The following is a 16,202-nucleotide window of genomic DNA, read 5'->3' on the forward strand; positions in this document are numbered from 1 at the left end:
GCCAGGCTCTTGCGAAGTGGCGCCGCTACAACCGCGCACGCCCCTCAAGGCACAGTGCCTAGCTGCGCTCCAGCGCATTCACCAGGTCATGGAACGCTTCGCGGTTGGAGTCATTCAGGCCCATGAGGATCTTGTGCGCCTCCAGCACCTTGGAACGCACCACGTCTTCGTTCTGGTCCTGCGACGGCAGGTCGGTCAGGCACTCGGGGCAGGGAATTGGCCGATCGACGATATTGAACACCTGATCGAAACCCATCGATTGCAGCAGCCGGGAGATGTCCGGATTGGTGGTCACCACCGTCGGCAGCAGGCCTACCTTCTGGCGCGACAGGATCGACAGCTTGGCCAGCAGGCCCAAGGTGGTGCTGTCGATGCTCTCGGTTTCGGTCAGGTCGATGACAATGGCCGAGAAGTTCAGCGCCGTGAAAATCTTCTCGATCGTTGCATCCAGCGCCGAACACAAGGTCAGGCGCACTTCACCGACAAATTTCAGTACAAAGGTACCGCTCTGCTCGGCGAACTGGATTCTACCGGTACTCATTGAAGGTTCCTGCTTAACACCAATAGGGCGATATCATCCGGCATCTCCCCAAGCGTAGCCAATCCAAAACGTTGACGCAGCCCATCCAGGCTACCACCTGCTGCCTTGACGATCTCCGGCAAGGCGGCTTCTTTATCTTTGAGCGTATCACCCGGCAAAAGGTCCAGAATGCCATCGGACATGAGGCTGATGCTGAATTGTGGCGGCAGCTCCACGACCAGGTCCTGGTAGGTGGCCTCGTCAAACAGCCCCACCGGCAGGCCACGGCCTTCCAGGTAGCGGGCGTTGCCTGGGGTGTACAGCACCGGCAGCGGCAAGTGGCCGCCAACGGCGTAGGTCAGCAGGCCTGAATCCTCGTCTATCACGCCACCTACCATGGTCACGTGCTTGCCCAGCTTGCTGTTGATCAGGCCGCGGTTGATGTGGCTGAGCACTTCCGATGGCTTGAACTCACGCATCTTGTTGCGCTTGAGTTCGAACATGAGGCGTGTGGTCATGAATTTCAACAGCACGGTGACAAAGGCCGACGACGCGCCATGCCCGGAAACATCGGCAAGGTAGAAGGCGATACGCCGGTCATCGACGCGGAAGTAGTCGACGAAATCACCCGACAGGTACAGCGACGGGATGATCTGGTGCTCGAAGGCGAACTCGCCGGCAGCCCATGGGCTTTCCGGCAGCATGTTCATCTGTACTTGGCGGCCGGCGGTCTGGTCTTCCTGCAGCAGGTGCAGGCTGGCCTCCAGTTCGCGGTTGGCGGCTTCGAGCTTGTCGCGGTAGCGCTGGTTTTCCAGCACCAGGCGCGAGCGGTCGAGGGCGCGGCGCACCGAGTGTTCCAGTACGGCCAGGTCTTCCAGCGGCTTGATCAGGTAATCCGCAGCCCCAAGGCGCAGTGCTTCCACCGCATCACTCATGACGCCGGCACCGGACACCACGATCACCGGCACCTGCGGCGCACGCTCGCTGACCTGGCGGATCAGTTCGAGCCCGCCCATCTGCGGCATGCGCAGGTCGCAGATCACGAGGTCGGGCTGGTGCTCTTCGAAGACCTGAAGCCCCTGCTGGCCATTACCGGCCTGGAGCACGCTGAAACCACTGTCTTCAAGATACGCGGCGAGGCTCGCACGGACCACGTCGTCGTCATCGATGATCAGCAGCGTTGCACTGGTATTCTGCATGTGGGCGAACGGCGCCGATTTAGGTTGGTGCAGCGGTGTCGGCAAGGCAGACGGCCAGCTACGGGAATTCTTTGTGGTCATACTCTACTTGAGTTGTAGGACAAGAACACCTGCCCGGCAACTGTCGGCAACTGTGGAGCAACCTTGTAAGGCGCAGACGGTACTCCCATCCGCCAGGGGTTTCAAGCATGCGTGGGTCGACCTCATCGCTCTTTACAGGGCAAATCGCCGGGAGTTATAAGAAAGTCGACCAGCGCAACCCGATGGGAAGGATGCAGCATGCCCCACACGCCCTCCAGCCACAGCGAGAAACGCGATTTCATCCGCATGCGCATCGACGCCGAAGTGAGCCTGTTGCACGAAGGCCAGGTCATCGCCGCGCGCTGCCTGGACCTGTCCAGCGGCGGCATGCAGGTGCAGGCGCCAGAGCATTTTCAGGTAGGTCAGCAGCTCGAAGTGCGGATCGACTCCGACCACCCGGCCTTGAAGGGGCTGCACGCCAGCACCGAGGTGGTGTGGATCGCCGACCAGCCAGGCGGGCAGCAGAAGTTCGGCTTGAGGATACTGGCAATGCATTGAAGCGGCGCCCGAAGCCGGCAGGGGCGGCGTAGCCAGGGCGCCCCTGCACAGCATGAACGGTCAGAAGTCGTCTTCGACTTCGCCATCCTTGACCTTGAACTCGCGGTTCTGCAAGTAGGCATTACGAATGAAGATGTACTTGTCGCCTTGGATCAGCTTCTCGGCCGACAACAGACTGGCGCGGGTGTCGATCACGTCCAGGGCGAATATCGAGTTGCGGGTCGGCACGTGGTCTATGTAACGGTAAGGCCTGGTATAGGTATCCGGGTACCTGGCCACGCCATCACGCACGGTGCTCGGGCCTAGCAGCGGGATGACCACGTACGGGCCACTCGGCACGCCCCAGTAGCCCAGGGTTTGGCCGAAGTCTTCGTCGCTGCGCTGCAGGCCCATCTTGGTGCCCACATCGAAGAATCCACCCAGGCCAAAGGTGGTGTTGACGATCAGCCGCGCAGTGTCCACGCCGGCTGCATGGGGCTTGAGCTGAAGGATATTGTTGGCCAGGTTGGTCACATCGCCCAGGTTACGGAAGATGTTGTGGATACCGTCTTCGAGAAACTGCGGGGTAACGGCCTCATAGCCCTTGGCCAATGGCTTGAGGGCATAGGTGTCGACCGTATCGTTGAAACGGAAGATCGGGCGGTTGACCGCTTCCCAGGGATCTTCCTCGGTGGCCGCCTGGGTGGCGGCCACGGGCGCCAGCAGCATGCCGGCACAGACACAGGCCTGGGTGACTCGATCGATCACACTGGCACCGATCCTACGCATAGATGTCTCTCCATCGGGTTTCTCGACCGCCAGCGCACGGGTCGCGTGGCGTTAAGGCGGCAGTATAGAGGCTTACGGGCTGTTAGACAGCTTTACACATCTTTGCTCAATATTTTGTGAACAACTGTTGCACCAGCCCCGCTGTCACAGGGCGGTAACAATCAGCCAATAGCCTGCGGCGTATTTGGGGACGCCGCCATGCACGCTACACCCGCCCTCACCGCTGTGCTGTTCGGCCTGCGCGGTTGCCTGGTACAGAGTGCCAACGGCGCACCCGCACCGGCCCCCGGCGCGCTGGCCATCCTCGCCAACCTGCATCAGCGCTACGTCCCCTGTATCTGGCTGGATGAGATCGCCGACCCGCCGAGCCAGCGCATGGCCCAGGTGCTGCCTGACTGGCTCCCGGGGCTTACGGTGACCGACCCGGGCTTGCCAGCACCCAATGCCTGCTGGCAAGCACTGATGCAGCTGGGCAGCCAACGCCTGGCAGGCTGTGTACTGGTCAGCGGCGACCCGCGGTTGCTGCAGGCGGGGCTCAACGCCGGGCTGTGGACGATCGGCCTGGCTGCCTGCAGCCCACTGTGCGAACCCGGTTCCGCCCAATGGCAAGCGCTACCCCCTGCGGAGCAGGACTTGGCGCGCGGCAAGGCGACCCTGGCGTTGTTCAGCCTGGGCGTGCATTCGGTGATCGACCACCTGGAAGCGCTGGATACCTGCCTGCAGGACATCGCCCGGCGCCGTGCCAAAGGTGAAAAACCCTGATACAGCCATGTTGACGCGGATCATGCAAAGCAGCGGCAGGTGGATTACGCTGAAAGCAGGCCAGAACCTTTGCCGCTTCGCTGAGGTCCATGGCTAGCCAAGCCATTGATGGAGAAAAGCCAATGCCTGCCCGCGAATTGCAAGAGCGCCTGAACACCTTGCGCGAGCAACTGGACCGTAACGTACCGCTTTCGGAAGAAGAGCTGGCCGCACTGCACGAAGAAGCGCGCCAGATCGAGGCACAGCTGAAACTGGAGGAAGCCACCCCGGACAACAACCTGGTGGACGGCGTGAACCTGGCGATCGAGCGCTTCGAGGCCGAACACCCCGACCTTACCGCCACCCTGCGCAGCATTGCCAACTCGTTGCACAGCATGGGGATCTGACACCACGAAGGGGTGCATTGCACCCCTCCTGCGTTACCAGCCCTTACTGGCGAACCAGCCGCTGGTTATCCGGACTGATAGCACCGGTGCTGCGGTACGGGTTGATATCCAGCCCCCCGCGGCGCACATACCGTGCATACACGGTCAGGTGCTCCGGCTGCAGCAAGTGCTTCAAGTCCAGGTAGATGCGCTCCACACACTGCTCGTGGAAGTCGGCATGCTGGCGGAAGCTGATCAGGTAGGTCAGCAAGCTGGCGTGGTCCAGCGCCCTGCCCTTGTACTCGACGACCACGCTGCCCCAGTCCGGCTGCCCGGTAACCGGGCAGTTGGACTTCAGCAAGTGGCTGTGTACGGTTTCTTCAACCACCCGCTCAGGGCTGCAGCGCAACAGCTCTGGCTGCGGCTGTGCGTAGTTGCTGATGGCAACGTCCAACGCATCGATGCACAGGCCGGGCAACGCCACCACCCCCTGGGCCTCGACCTCTGCCAACGTGCGCACCTTCACCCCAACCGGCTTGCCCGCTGCTGCCGACAGGTCCTTCGCCAAGCATGCCTGCAGCTCGTCGAGGGTGGCGAAGACTGTCTGGTTCAGCGAGTTGAGGTACAGCTTGAACGACTTGGACTCGATGATGTTGGGCGAATCGGCCGGAATGGCGAACTCACCAATCGCCACCACGGGCTTGCCAGAAGGCAGCAGCCAGCTCAGCTCAAAGCAGTTCCAGTAATCCACACCGTGCCACGGCAAGGTCTGGGCGGTAACACCCAGCTCGGCCCACTTGGCCGTACGCGGGATCGGGAACAGTTGCTCCGGGGAGTAGGTAGCGACGTATTCGCTGGCTTTGCCCAGCGGGGAGTGTTCGGCAGCGGGATGCATGTAAACTGACCTGGAGGTTCGGAATTGCCCCTAGTCTACCGGTTTTGCACCCCGCCTTGCAGGCCCCGTCACTCGATGGTCAGTGCCCCGACCATACCGGCCTGGTAGTGCCCCGGCACATTACAGGCGAACTCGATAGGCGCCGACTTGCGGAAGGTCCAGGTCAGTTCGGCGCGCTGGCCAGGCATCACCAGCACCGTGTTGCCGCCGCCGTGCGCGTGCCCACCGCCGTGATCGTTCATCTGTTCATGGCCCATCATTTGCCCAGGGTCCATCGCCTGGCCATGGTCCATGCCCTGGTGGTTCATGCCCTCATTGAACAGCTTGCCTTGCATGGCAAGCATTTCCTTCTGGTGTTCGGCGTGCATGGCCTTGTCGCCCAGGTTGAATTCGTGTGGCAGCTTGCCTTCATTCACGAGCACGAAACGTACGGTTTCGCCAGCTTTTACCTGCAGGCGCTTGGGCTCGAAGGCGATGTCCTTGAGTACCACCTCTACAGTGCGGGTGGCCTTGGCCGCCGGGGCTGGCTCGCCGAAGGCAAAGGTGCCGGCCTGGCCGGCTAGGGCCGGCAGGCTGGCCATGGCAAGGGTGGCGGCGAGGAACAGGCGTTTCATGATGACTCCGGGAATACACGACAGGGTGCAGCCACATTAGTCACCGGTGACTGGCAACTGGCTGACAGCAAGATTACAACTTTGTCAGGTTGGGCATGCAGACACACCGTCACGTATCATTTCAGCCGCCCCAGCGGCTTACGCACGGGGCGCGCCGTCTCCACCATCACCGCAAGCCAGCTGAAACCTTGGTGCCTCTATGAAACTGCTGATCGTCGAAGACCAGGCCCGTACCGGCCAGTACTTGCGCCAGGGCCTGAACGAGGCCGGCTTCGCCACCGAACTGGCCAGCGATGGGGAGACCGGCCAGTTCCTGGCCCTGAGCGGCGACCACGACCTGCTGATCCTGGATGTGATGCTGCCCGGTCGCGACGGTTGGCAGATCCTGCAGGCCGTGCGCCAGGCCGGTCGGGATACGCCTGTGCTGTTCCTGACCGCGCGCGATGCCGTCGAGGACCGGGTACATGGCCTGGAGCTGGGCGCAGACGATTACCTGGTCAAACCGTTCGCCTTTTCCGAACTGCTGGCGCGGGTGCGCAGCCTGCTGCGCCGTGGCGCCAGCCCGAGCCAGGACACCACCCTGAGCCTGGCCGACCTGCGCCTGGACCTGATCCGCCGCCGCGCCGAACGCGCAGGCAGCCGTATCGACCTGACCGCCAAGGAATTTTCCCTGCTGGAACTGTTGCTGCGCCGGCAGGGCGAGGTGCTGCCCAAGTCGCTGATTGCCTCACAGGTGTGGGACATGAACTTCGACAGCGACACCAATGTGATCGAAGTGGCAATCCGCCGCCTGCGCCTGAAAATCGACGACCCGCACCCCAACAAGTTGATCCACACCGTGCGCGGCATGGGCTATGTACTCGAAGAGCGGCCAGCGTGATGCGCCGGGTATCCCTCGGTAGCCGCCTGGCGCTGCTGTTCGCCGCGTGCACCGCCGCTGTTTCGCTGGGCGCCGGCCTGTTGTTCAACCGGGCCAGTGAGCAGCACTTCATCGAACTGGATCAACAACTACTCGCCTCACGGCTGTCGCTGCTGCGCACGCAACTGGACGGCATCACTACCGCCGAAGCGCTGAAGGCGCGCCTGCCCGCCCTGCGCGAAGCGCTGAGCCATCAAGCCGACCTGGGCTTGCGCATCAGCGGCGCCGACGGCACGCCCTGGTTCGCCAGCCGCAGCGGCCTGCCGCCGGCAGTGCTGCCGACCGGGCTGGGTACCCAGCATGCCCAAGGGGCGGACTACCGCAGCCTGACCGCGCCCTTGGCGCCGGGCAGCAACGCATCGCCACAACTGGCGTTGTACCTTGATATCACGCACCACCAGCATTTCCTGCAAGGCATGCAGCGCCTGATCTGGCTGACCGTCGGCCTGTCGGCGCTGGCCACCGCGCTGCTGGGCGCCTGGGCGGCCCGCAGCGGTCTGCGGCCGTTGCGGCAAATGGGCCAGGTGGCCGCTGGGGTATCGGCTCGCTCGCTCACCACCCGCCTGCCAGTGGCCCAGATGCCCGTAGAACTGGCCGAACTGGCCAGCACCATGAACGCCATGCTGCAGCGCCTGGACGATGCGTTCCAGCGCCTGTCGGCGTTCTCCGCCGACATCGCCCACGAGCTTCGCACACCGCTGTCCAACCTGCTGACCCACACCCAGGTCACCCTCACCCGCCCGCGCAGCCTGGAAGAATACCGCGAGGCCCTGCATGGCAACCTGGAGGAGCTGCAATGGATGGCACAGATGATCAATGACATGCTGTTCCTCGCCAAGGCCGACCATGGGCTGCTGGTGCCTGGGCAAGCGCCACTGGCACTGCATGAGGAAGTGGATGCGCTGCTGGAATACTACGCACCGCTGGCCGAAGACGGCGACGTGCAGATGCTGCGCGAAGGTGAGGCCATGCTGCACGGCGACCGGCACATGCTGCGCCGGGCCCTGTCCAACCTGCTGGATAACGCCCTGCGCTTTACCCCGGCAGGCGGGCAGATACGGGTGGCCCTGGCAGCGGGGCCCAGCATCAGCGTGGCCAATACCGGCGCGGCCATCGAGCCCGCGGCCCTGCCACGGCTGTTCGACCGCTTCTACCGGGTAGACCCGGCACGGCGTGAAGGCAGTAGCGAGCATGCCGGCCTGGGGCTGGCGATTACCCGGTCGATCGTGCAGGCCCATGGCGGCTGCATTCGCGCGGAGTGCGCGCAGGGGTGGACGCGCTTCGTGATCGAATTCACTGAAGGCCGGTGAAACAGGCTGCCTCGCAGCCCGCTGCGCAAGCCTTCAGCTGTGGCTCAAACCGCCAGGCCAATGGCCGGCTGCACCTGCGAAGCCCGGTAAGCCGGGTAGATGGTTGCCAGGAAGCTCATCACCAGGCCGGCGGTGCAGATCATCAGCACATCGCTCCCCTCCAGCTGCGACGGCAAACTGCTGACGAAGTACACATCCGAGGTGAAGATGTGCTGCCCGCTCACCCGCTCCAGCCAGCCGACGATCTGGCTGACGTTCAGCGCGGCAATCACGCCCAGCACCCCGCCAATCAGGGTGCCGACAATACCGATCAGGCTGCCCTGGACCATGAACGTACCCATGATCTGCGCTGGCGTGGCGCCCAGGGTGCGCAAAATGGCGATGTCCGGGCCTTTGTCGTTCACCACCATCACGAGGGTGGCGATGATGTTGAACGCCGCCACTGCAATGATCATCATCAGCAACAGGCCGATCATGGTCTTTTCCATCTTCATTGCACTGAACAGGCTACCCTGGGTGTGCGACCAGTCATCGGCACGGTAGGCATCGCCCAGCCCGGCGGCGATGGCCTTGGACACCTGCGGCGCGGCGTACAGGTCGTGCAGCTTCAGGCGCACGCCTTGCACCTGGCCCGGCGCCCAGCGCTGCATCTGGCCAGCATCGGCCATATGGATATAGGCCTGCGAGCCATCCAGTTCGGCGCCGACCTTGAAAATGCCGACCACGGTCAGGCGCTGCATGCGCGGGGTGATACCACCCGGCTCCTTGCTGATTTCCGGCACGATCAAGGTCAGCTTGTCGCCGGTATTCAGGCGGAAACGGCGGGCCGTGAGCTCACCGATGACCACGCCGAACTCACCGGGCTGCAGGTCCTGCAAGCGGCCCTGGACGATGTGCTGGCCGACGATGGAGACCTTGCTCTCCTCGGCCGGGTCGATACCGCTCACCTGGATCGGCTGCATCGCGCCCTTGTACGAGAGCATGCCTTCCATTTCGGTAATGGGCGCGGCGGCCATCACTGCCGGGTTCTGCAGCGCCGCATCGGCAACCTTGTGCCAGTCGTCCAGTGGCTGCACCCCGAGGATGGCGGCATGCGGCACCAGGCCCAGGATGCGCGAGCTCATTTCGCGCTGGAAGCCGTTCATCACCGACAGCACCACGATCATCGCCAGCACGCCCAGCGACAGGCCGATCATCGAGGTCATCGAGATGAACGAGATGAAGTGGTTGCGGCGCTTGGCTCGGGTGTAGCGCGCGCCGATGAAAATGGGCAAGGGTCTGAACATGTACGAAATCACCCAATGAAAACAGGAAAACGGGGCAACGCCTGCTGCCCCGTACAGTCGCTCAGATTGCCACCAGGTGGCCGTCGTCGAGCTTCAATACACGGTCCATCTGGCGCGCCAGGCTGAGGTCGTGCGTTACCACCAGGAACGCTGTGCGCGAAGCACTGGACAGCTCCTGCATCAACTCCTGAATGCCCTGGGCAGTATGGTGGTCGAGGTTGCCGGTAGGCTCGTCGAGCATCACCAGGCCAGGGCGGTTGACCAGGGCCCGGGCAATGGCCACACGCTGGCGCTCGCCACCCGACAGCTCGGCCGGCTTGTGGTTGAGGCGGTGGCCCAGGCCTACGCGCTTGAGCAGTGCTTCGGCCCGCTCGCGGGCCTCGGGGATGGGCGTGCGGCCGATCAGCAATGGCATGCACACGTTTTCGATGGCGGTGAATTCCGGCAGCAAGTGGTGAAACTGGTAGACGAAGCCCAGTTCACGGTTGCGCAGCAGGCCGCGGGCACGCTCACCCAGCGCCGACAGCTCTTCGCCCGCCAGCCAGACGCTGCCCTGGGTGGGCCGGTCAAGGCCGCCCAACAGGTTCAGCAAGGTGCTCTTGCCAGAGCCCGAACTGCCGACAATGGCAATGCGCTCACCGGCGTGCAGCTCCAGGTTGAGGCCGGACAGCACCTGTACCGACTCCGGGCCCTCGTCGTAGGACTTGCCCAGGTTGCGGCAACTCAGAACGGCTTTATCACTCATGCGCGACTCACTCATAACGTAGCGCCTCGGCAGGCTGGGTACGGGCCGCACGCCAGGCCGGGTACAAGGTGGCGAAGAAACTCAGGACAAGCGCCGCGCCACAGACCATGTACACGTCCTGGGCCTGGATCTGCGACGGCAGGTAATCGATGAAATACACGTCGGCATTGAGGAACTTGTGCCCGATCAGTTTCTCGATGCCGGCGATGGCCGCACTGACATTCAGTGCGGCAAGAATGCCGACCACGGCGCCGATCAGGGTACCGATCACCCCGATCACCGTGCCCTGGACCATGAAGATGAGCATGATCTGCCCGGGCGTCGCGCCGAGGGTGCGCAAGATGGCGATGTCGCCACGCTTGTCGTTGACCACCATCACCAGCGTGGAAATGATGTTGAACGCGGCCACCGCCACGATCAGCAGCAACAGCAGGCCGATCATGGCTTTTTCCATGCGGATCGCCTGGTACAGGTTGCCGTGGGTACGGGTCCAGTCGCGGCTGTAGAACGCCTGGTCACCCAACTGCTGGGCGATGCTCCAGGCTACCCGCGGCGCCTGGAACAGGTCGTCGAATTTCAGGCGCAGGCCCTGCACCTGGTCGGGCTTCCAGCGGTGCAGGCGCGACAGGTCGCTGATGTTGGTCAAGCCCAGGTAGCCGTCGATCTCGCCCGCGCCAACGTGGAAGGTGCCGACCACGGTGAAGCGCTTCATGCGCGGGAACATGCCGGCCGGGGTCACGCTGACCTCGGGGGCGACGAAGGTGAGCTTGTCGCCGATGGCCACACCCAGCTTGGCCGCCGCCTTGTCACCGATCATGATCCCCCACTCGCCCGGCGCCAACTGGTCCAGGCGCCCCTGCAAGACAAAGTTGTCGATGATCGACACCTCGCGCTCGCGGGCCGGGTCGATGCCATTGAGCAGCACTTTCTGCACCTTGCCATCATGGGTCAGCAGGCCTTGCATCTGGGTGAACGGCGCAACCGCCACCACCTGCGGATTCTGCTTTACTTGTTGGGCAAGGGCCTGCCAATCGGCAATGGGTTGGCCGCTCTCCAGCGTGGCATGCGGGATCATGCCCAGCACGCGGGTACGCATCTCGTGGTCGAAACCGTTCATCACCGACAGCACCACGATCATCACCACCACGCCCAGGGCGAGGCCGATCATCGAGGTCAGGGAAATGAACGAGACGAAGTGATTGCGACGTTTGGCACGGGTATAACGCGTACCGATAAATGCGAAAAGAGGTCTGAACATGTCGGGGCTTGTTCGGATGAAAGGGAACGTCCTTGTGGCGAGGCGCCTACGGCGGCTTTACACTCGGACCACCGCCGCTACCTTGGGTTCGCCATGACGACATTAGACGAAGAAGATCGCCGCGAATACTACCGCATCGACGATCGGATCGCACTTCAAATAAGCCCCCTCAGCGCGGCCGAAGCCCTTGACCCAGATGTATTGCAAGATGATTCCCCACTGTTCAACCTGCTCAGCGAGCTGCACCTGTCAGACTTCGAGGCGCAGCACCTGCTGCGCCAGCTGAGCGACAAGGACCGCACCCTGGCCGCCTTCCTGCGCGCGCAGAACAAACGCCTCGACCTGCTCAGTGCAGTGGTCGCCCAGACCCTGCTCGGCGAAGTGGGGCAACCCCAGCCAGTGGTCATTTCCGAAGGCGGTATCGAATTCACCCAGCACAACCCGCTTGCCCCCGGCACCCGGGTCAAGGTGAAAATGGTGCTGATGCCTCGTGCCCACGGCTTGCTGCTGCGCGGCAAAGTCACCCACTGCGACCAGCGCACCGGGGGCGGTTACGACGTCGGCACCGAGTTCATCGACATGACCGACGCCCAACGGCAACTGCTGGCCCGTTACATCCTGCAGCGCCAACAGCAGCAACGGCGCCAGCAACTGGAACAGAACAGCCCTGCATCCTGAACCTGTTTTCTCTGATCTGAAGGAACGAACGTGACCCTGATCTACGGCCATCGCGGCGCCAAGGGCGAAGCACCCGAAAATACCCTGACCAGCTTCCAGCAATGTCTGGCACACGGCGTGACCCGCTGCGAACTGGACCTGCACCTGTCAGCCGACAACCAGCTGATGGTGATCCACGACGCCACCCTCAAGCGCACCACCGGCCGGCGCGGCAAGGTGGTCGAACACCCGGCCGCCGACCTGGTCAAGGTCGATGCCCGCAAGGGCGGGCCAGGCCACGTGCAGCCCTGCCCGATTCCCACGCTGGAAGAGCTGTTCCAGAAATGCCCGTTCGAGCACTGGCAACTGGAGGTAAAAAGCGCCTCGCGCACGCGCGCTGCCACCACCGTTCTGGCCATCCGCGAGCTGGCCCAGCAGTACAACTTGCTGGACAAGGTCACCATCACCTCCAGCTCGCGCGAAGTACTGGGTGCAGCCCAGGAGCTGGTGCCAGATGTGAAACGTGGGCTGGTGGCGGAGTACGCGTGGCTCGACCCGTTGAAGGTCGCCCAGAACTACGGCTGCGACTTGCTGGCCCTGAACTGGACGCTATGCACCCCCGAACGCCTGCTCAAAGCACAGGCCCAGGGTTTGCACGTGTCGGTGTGGACGGTCAACGAGCCGGCACTGATGCGCCGGCTGGCTGACTTTGGCGTGGACAGCCTGATTACAGACTTTCCCGGTTTGGCCAAGACCACCCTCGGGCAGGGTTGAAATCGGTCTCTCCGACCGGCTCAGGCCACCGGTCGGAGCCGCTCAAAAAAGCCGGTTCAGGCCGTCGTAGGCAGCTACCCGGTAGGCTTCGGCCATGGTCGGGTAGTTGAACGTGGTGTTGACGAAATACTTCAGGTTGTTCTGCTCACCTGGCTGGTTCATGATCGCCTGGCCGATGTGGACAATCTCCGAGGCCTGGTAGCCGAAGCAGTGAACACCCAGGATTTCCAGGGTTTCGCGGTGGAACAGAATCTTCAGCATGCCTTGCGGCTCGCCGGCAATCTGCGCCCGCGCCATGCTCTTGAAGAACGCCTTGCCCACTTCGTACGGCACCTTGGCCTGGGTCAGCTCCTGTTCGTTTTTGCCGATCGAGCTGATTTCCGGAATGGTGTAGATGCCGGTCGGCACGTCATTGACGAAGCGCCAGCTGCCGTTGTCCACGATGCTGCCAGCGGCCGAGCGGCCCTGGTCATGGGCGGCACTGGCCAGGCTTGGCCAGCCGATCACGTCACCGGCGCCGTAGATGTTCGGCACGCTGGTACGGTAGGCCTCGTCGACCTCGATCTGGCCCCGGCTGTTGACCTTGATGCCAATGTTCTCCAGGCCCAGCTTGTCGGTGTTGCCGGTACGGCCGTTGCACCACAGCAAGGCGTCGGCCTTGATCTTCTTGCCCGACTTCAGGTGCAGGATCACACCGTTGTCCAGGCCTTCGACGCGCTCATAATCTTCGTTGTGCCGCACGGTGATGTTGTTGTTGCTGAAGTGGTAGCTCAGCGCCTGGGAAATTTCCGAGTCGAGGAAGCTCAGCAACTGGCCGCGGTTGTCCACCAGCTCTACCAGCACACCCAGGCCACTGAAGATCGAAGCGTATTCGCAACCGATAACGCCGGCGCCGTAAACGATCAGCTTGCGCGGGGTGTGGCTGAGGCTGAGGATGGTATCGCTGTCGTAGACGCGCGGGTGGTGGAAGTCGATGTCGGCCGGGCGGTAGGGGCGTGAACCGGTCGCGATGATGATGTGCTTGGCATTGAGCTTTTCCACCACGCCGTTCGAGCACACCACTTCCACGGTCTGCTCGTCGGCAAAACTGCCGGTACCGACGAACACGTCAACCCGGTTGCGGGCGTAGTAGCCCGTGCGCGAAGCCACTTGCTTGGCGATGACCTTCTCGGCGCTTTTCAGCACGTCCGGGAACGAAAACCAACGCGGCTCGCCAATGGCACGGAACATGGGGTTGGTGTTGAACTGCATGATCTGCCGCACCGAGTGACGCAGTGCCTTGGACGGGATGGTGCCCAGGTGGGTGCAGTTACCACCGACCTGGCGACGGTCATCGACCATCGCAACCTTGCGCCCTGCTTTGGCGGCATTCATTGCCGCGCCTTCACCGGCCGGGCCGGAACCCAGCACCACTACGTCGTAGTTGTAGACAGCCATGCGTACTCCTTCAGAACTGGCCCGCAAGCCACGGTCGCTCGCGGGACGCGATCATGCCGCCGGGGCGCCATGAGAAAATTCGGGTGCAGTCTAATCAAGCGTGAACGCCGCGCACATTAACCCTTGGTCGCGTCGTAGGCCAATTTCGCCCGCACTACATATGCTTTACCGATCCCTGGCGGCAATCATCCCTGCTTGCGCTTTCACTCGCCTTTCACCGCCTGCGCAAACGCGGGCGTAGCTCGGGAGACGCAGCCACCCCCGGCCCGAGTCACCCGAACGGCGGCACGGGCATGCGCACCTGTCTCCGGACACGGGCATCGATAGGGGGTGCCAATAGCGCCGGCCATTGTCCTCGAAATAGTGCCGCTCGTCATCCGAGCCCAAGTGATTTACCGGGCGTACGCACCTGCAAAGGCCGCAGCAACATGAAAAGCAGGCAAAAAAAACGGGAACCCGAAGGTTCCCGTTTCTTCATTGCCTTACCCGCGAATCAGCGTGGGAATGCAGGCGGGTTCACACCGGCCATGTCTTCCATCACGCGAACCACCTGGCAGCTGTAACCGAATTCGTTGTCGTACCACACGTACAGAACAACACGGTTGTCATTGGCGATGGTCGCTTCAGCGTCCACCACACCGGCGTGGCGCGAGCCAACGAAGTCGGTCGAAACCACTTCCTGCGAGGCAACGTAGTCGATCTGCTTGTGCAGCTCCGAGTGCATTGCGGTCTGGCGCAGGTACTCGTTGATTTCGTCGCGAGTAGTGGCCTTTTCCAGGTTCAGGTTGAGGATGGCCATCGAAACGTTCGGCGTAGGTACGCGGATGGCGTTGCCGGTCAGCTTGCCCTTGAGCACTGGCAGTGCCTTGGCAGCAGCGGTGGCGGCACCGGTTTCGGTGATGACCATGTTCAGCGGCGCGGCGCGGCCACGGCGGCTGCCCTTGTGGAAGTTGTCGATCAGGTTCTGGTCGTTGGTGAACGAGTGAACGGTTTCGACGTGGCCGTTGACGATGCCGTACTGGTCGTTGATGGCCTTGAGCACCGGCACGATGGCGTTGGTGGTGCAGGAAGCTGCCGAGATGATCTTGTCATCGGCCGTGATATCGCCGTGGTTGATGCCATGCACGATGTTCTTCAGCGCGCCCTTGCCAGGTGCGGTGAGGATCACGCGGGCAGCGCCTGGGCAGGCCAGGTGCTGGCCCAGGCCGTCGGCATCACGCCATACACCGGTGTTGTCGACGATCAGCGCGTTTTCGATACCGTACTGGGTATAGTCGACTTCGCTTGGGTTCTTGGCGTAGATAACCTGGATCAGGTTGCCGTTGGCAGTGATGGTGTTGTTGGCTTCATCGATGGTGATGGTGCCATCGAACGGGCCATGCACCGAGTCACGGCGCAGCAGGCTGGCACGCTTGACCAGGTCGTTTTCGGCGCCCTTGCGCACAACGATGGCGCGCAGGCGCAGGCCGTCGCCGCCACCGGTCTTCTCGATCAGGATGCGCGCCAGCAGGCGGCCGATGCGGCCGAAGCCGTACAGCACCACGTCAGTGCCTTTGCGTGCCGAAGCGTTCTGCTGGCCAACCACGTCGGCCAGCTCTTCACGGACGAACTGCTCGGCAGTGCGGCCATTGCCTTCCTGCTTGAACTTGTTGGCCAGCTTGCCCAGGTCGACCGAAGCGGCGCCCAGTTTCAGCTCGCTCATGGCTTTGAGCAGGGGGAATGTCTCGTGGACGGACAGTTCGGTTTCGTCGGTTTGGCGATGACGCGCAAAGCGGTGCGCCTTGAGGATCGAGATAACCGAACGGTTGATCAGGCTGCGGCCATAAATCGAGCTCACCACATTGTTGTTGCGGTAGAGCTGACCGATAAGCGGGATCATCGCTTCAGCCAGCGCTTCACGATCGATCCACTCACCAAGACACTGGTCGGGCTTCTGAGTCACGGGAACCTTCCACATGTAGGGACAGAAAAAAGGGGCTACATTATGACGCCCCAACACAGAACCGGCAATGAGCGCCTGTCGCAGTGAGCCAAGCCAGCATTCATGCCCTTTGGAGCCTGACAGCCGGCACCGTCACCGGTACAATCGGTCTCTTTGCCGCAACGCTTGGAGT

The 16,202-nt window shown here is 62.7% G+C and carries 17 protein-coding genes and 1 pseudogene; 7 read left to right on the forward strand and 11 right to left on the reverse strand.

What is annotated here, in order from left to right; translation table 11 throughout:
* Positions 1-58: 58 nt before the first annotated feature.
* Together rssC and rssB are read right to left on the reverse strand one after the other, a co-directional pair.
* The gene (gene rssC, locus FPB55_RS17555; protein WP_009686305.1) at positions 59-541 is read right to left on the reverse strand and encodes an anti-sigma factor antagonist RssC; all 483 of its coding nucleotides are present in this window, start codon (positions 539-541) and stop codon (positions 59-61) included.
* Positions 538-1,719: a two-component system response regulator RssB gene (rssB, locus tag FPB55_RS17560; protein ID WP_029885859.1), complete on the reverse strand. Its 1,182-nt coding sequence runs from the start codon at positions 1,717-1,719 to the stop codon at positions 538-540. Before rssB ends, rssC begins: the two co-directional genes overlap by 4 nt.
* Positions 1,720-1,998: 279 nt before the next feature.
* On the opposite strand from rssB, the gene FPB55_RS17565 reads away from it, so the two are divergent.
* Positions 1,999-2,298: a PilZ domain-containing protein gene (locus FPB55_RS17565; RefSeq protein WP_009686303.1), complete on the forward strand. Its 300-nt coding sequence runs from the start codon at positions 1,999-2,001 to the stop codon at positions 2,296-2,298.
* Positions 2,299-2,358: 60 nt separating this feature from the next.
* On the opposite strand, the gene FPB55_RS17570 is transcribed toward FPB55_RS17565, so the two are convergent.
* Entirely contained in the window at positions 2,359-3,066 is a 708-nt protein-coding gene (locus FPB55_RS17570; protein WP_009686302.1) for a VacJ family lipoprotein, read from the reverse strand.
* A gap of 198 nt (positions 3,067-3,264) precedes the next feature.
* On the opposite strand from FPB55_RS17570, the gene FPB55_RS17575 reads away from it, so the two are divergent.
* Positions 3,265-3,828, forward strand: a complete 564-nt coding sequence (locus FPB55_RS17575) for a hypothetical protein (protein ID WP_009686301.1) — start codon at positions 3,265-3,267, stop codon at positions 3,826-3,828.
* Positions 3,829-3,950: 122 nt separating this feature from the next.
* The gene (locus tag FPB55_RS17580) at positions 3,951-4,214 is read left to right on the forward strand and encodes a DUF4404 family protein (protein WP_009686300.1); all 264 of its coding nucleotides are present in this window, start codon (positions 3,951-3,953) and stop codon (positions 4,212-4,214) included.
* A gap of 43 nt (positions 4,215-4,257) precedes the next feature.
* Here FPB55_RS17580 and queF read toward each other — a convergent pair whose 3' ends face one another.
* Positions 4,258-5,088, reverse strand: a complete 831-nt coding sequence (gene queF, locus FPB55_RS17585; RefSeq protein ID WP_009686299.1) for an NADPH-dependent 7-cyano-7-deazaguanine reductase QueF — start codon at positions 5,086-5,088, stop codon at positions 4,258-4,260.
* Between the two features lie 68 nt (positions 5,089-5,156).
* Complete coding sequence (locus FPB55_RS17590) at positions 5,157-5,702, reverse strand: cupredoxin family protein (RefSeq protein ID WP_009686298.1); 546 nt, start codon at positions 5,700-5,702, stop codon at positions 5,157-5,159.
* Between the two features lie 199 nt (positions 5,703-5,901).
* On the opposite strand from FPB55_RS17590, the gene cinR reads away from it, so the two are divergent.
* Both cinR and FPB55_RS17600 read left to right on the forward strand, forming a co-directional pair.
* On the forward strand, positions 5,902-6,582 hold the full coding sequence (cinR, locus tag FPB55_RS17595; protein ID WP_009686297.1) for a two-component system response regulator CinR: 681 nt from the start codon (positions 5,902-5,904) through the stop codon (positions 6,580-6,582).
* Positions 6,579-7,931 (forward strand): heavy metal sensor histidine kinase, encoded by a 1,353-nt coding sequence (locus FPB55_RS17600; protein ID WP_144188921.1) that lies wholly within the window; start codon positions 6,579-6,581, stop codon positions 7,929-7,931. The genes cinR and FPB55_RS17600 overlap by 4 nt, the downstream gene beginning before the upstream one ends.
* A gap of 44 nt (positions 7,932-7,975) precedes the next feature.
* Here the strand turns inward: FPB55_RS17600 and FPB55_RS17605 are convergent, their stop codons facing one another.
* From FPB55_RS17605 to FPB55_RS17615, 3 genes are all read right to left on the reverse strand, one after another.
* Positions 7,976-9,217, reverse strand: a complete 1,242-nt coding sequence (locus FPB55_RS17605; RefSeq protein WP_009686295.1) for a lipoprotein-releasing ABC transporter permease subunit — start codon at positions 9,215-9,217, stop codon at positions 7,976-7,978.
* A gap of 61 nt (positions 9,218-9,278) precedes the next feature.
* The gene (gene lolD, locus FPB55_RS17610; protein WP_172828393.1) at positions 9,279-9,962 is read right to left on the reverse strand and encodes a lipoprotein-releasing ABC transporter ATP-binding protein LolD; all 684 of its coding nucleotides are present in this window, start codon (positions 9,960-9,962) and stop codon (positions 9,279-9,281) included.
* Between the two features lie 7 nt (positions 9,963-9,969).
* Positions 9,970-11,220 (reverse strand): lipoprotein-releasing ABC transporter permease subunit, encoded by a 1,251-nt coding sequence (locus FPB55_RS17615; protein ID WP_047149820.1) that lies wholly within the window; start codon positions 11,218-11,220, stop codon positions 9,970-9,972.
* Positions 11,221-11,313: 93 nt separating this feature from the next.
* Here FPB55_RS17615 and FPB55_RS17620 point away from each other — a divergent pair, with 93 nt between their 5' ends.
* Positions 11,314-11,898 carry a PilZ domain-containing protein gene (locus FPB55_RS17620; RefSeq protein WP_029887019.1) on the forward strand — a complete coding sequence of 195 codons (585 nt, stop codon included), beginning with the start codon at positions 11,314-11,316 and terminating at the stop codon, positions 11,896-11,898.
* A 30-nt stretch (positions 11,899-11,928) separates the two neighbouring features.
* Entirely contained in the window at positions 11,929-12,651 is a 723-nt protein-coding gene (locus FPB55_RS17625) for a glycerophosphodiester phosphodiesterase (RefSeq protein WP_009686291.1), read from the forward strand.
* 42 nt (positions 12,652-12,693) lie between these two features.
* On the opposite strand, the gene sthA is transcribed toward FPB55_RS17625, so the two are convergent.
* The 3 genes and pseudogenes from sthA to FPB55_RS17640 form a co-directional block, all read right to left on the reverse strand.
* A complete protein-coding gene (sthA, locus tag FPB55_RS17630) occupies positions 12,694-14,088 on the reverse strand; it encodes a Si-specific NAD(P)(+) transhydrogenase (protein ID WP_009686290.1) in 1,395 nt (464 codons plus the stop codon).
* A 203-nt stretch (positions 14,089-14,291) separates the two neighbouring features.
* Positions 14,292-14,469, reverse strand: a pseudogene (locus FPB55_RS26765) (FAD:protein FMN transferase); the annotation flags it as partial.
* A gap of 112 nt (positions 14,470-14,581) precedes the next feature.
* Complete coding sequence (locus tag FPB55_RS17640) at positions 14,582-16,045, reverse strand: glyceraldehyde-3-phosphate dehydrogenase (protein ID WP_009686289.1); 1,464 nt, start codon at positions 16,043-16,045, stop codon at positions 14,582-14,584.
* Positions 16,046-16,202 lie beyond the last annotated feature (157 nt).

This window comes from Pseudomonas sp. BJP69 (genome assembly GCF_007633355.1).
GTDB lineage: Bacteria > Pseudomonadota > Gammaproteobacteria > Pseudomonadales > Pseudomonadaceae > Aquipseudomonas > Aquipseudomonas juntendi.

What these genes read in the sequence shown, in the direction of transcription:
- rssC (WP_009686305.1), bottom strand. Translation starts at nt 541, where the DNA reads ATGAGTACCGGTAGAATCCAGTTCGCCGAGCAGAGCGGTACCTTTGTA.
- rssB (WP_029885859.1), bottom strand. Translation starts at nt 1,719, where the DNA reads ATGCAGAATACCAGTGCAACGCTGCTGATCATCGATGACGACGACGTG.
- FPB55_RS17565 (WP_009686303.1), top strand. Translation starts at nt 1,999, where the DNA reads ATGCCCCACACGCCCTCCAGCCACAGCGAGAAACGCGATTTCATCCGC.
- FPB55_RS17570 (WP_009686302.1), bottom strand. Translation starts at nt 3,066, where the DNA reads ATGCGTAGGATCGGTGCCAGTGTGATCGATCGAGTCACCCAGGCCTGT.
- FPB55_RS17575 (WP_009686301.1), top strand. Translation starts at nt 3,265, where the DNA reads ATGCACGCTACACCCGCCCTCACCGCTGTGCTGTTCGGCCTGCGCGGT.
- FPB55_RS17580 (WP_009686300.1), top strand. Translation starts at nt 3,951, where the DNA reads ATGCCTGCCCGCGAATTGCAAGAGCGCCTGAACACCTTGCGCGAGCAA.
- queF (WP_009686299.1), bottom strand. Translation starts at nt 5,088, where the DNA reads ATGCATCCCGCTGCCGAACACTCCCCGCTGGGCAAAGCCAGCGAATAC.
- FPB55_RS17590 (WP_009686298.1), bottom strand. Translation starts at nt 5,702, where the DNA reads ATGAAACGCCTGTTCCTCGCCGCCACCCTTGCCATGGCCAGCCTGCCG.
- cinR (WP_009686297.1), top strand. Translation starts at nt 5,902, where the DNA reads ATGAAACTGCTGATCGTCGAAGACCAGGCCCGTACCGGCCAGTACTTG.
- FPB55_RS17605 (WP_009686295.1), bottom strand. Translation starts at nt 9,217, where the DNA reads ATGTTCAGACCCTTGCCCATTTTCATCGGCGCGCGCTACACCCGAGCC.
- lolD (WP_172828393.1), bottom strand. Translation starts at nt 9,962, where the DNA reads ATGAGTGATAAAGCCGTTCTGAGTTGCCGCAACCTGGGCAAGTCCTAC.
- FPB55_RS17615 (WP_047149820.1), bottom strand. Translation starts at nt 11,220, where the DNA reads ATGTTCAGACCTCTTTTCGCATTTATCGGTACGCGTTATACCCGTGCC.
- FPB55_RS17620 (WP_029887019.1), top strand. Translation starts at nt 11,314, where the DNA reads ATGACGACATTAGACGAAGAAGATCGCCGCGAATACTACCGCATCGAC.
- sthA (WP_009686290.1), bottom strand. Translation starts at nt 14,088, where the DNA reads ATGGCTGTCTACAACTACGACGTAGTGGTGCTGGGTTCCGGCCCGGCC.
- FPB55_RS17640 (WP_009686289.1), bottom strand. Translation starts at nt 16,045, where the DNA reads ATGTGGAAGGTTCCCGTGACTCAGAAGCCCGACCAGTGTCTTGGTGAG.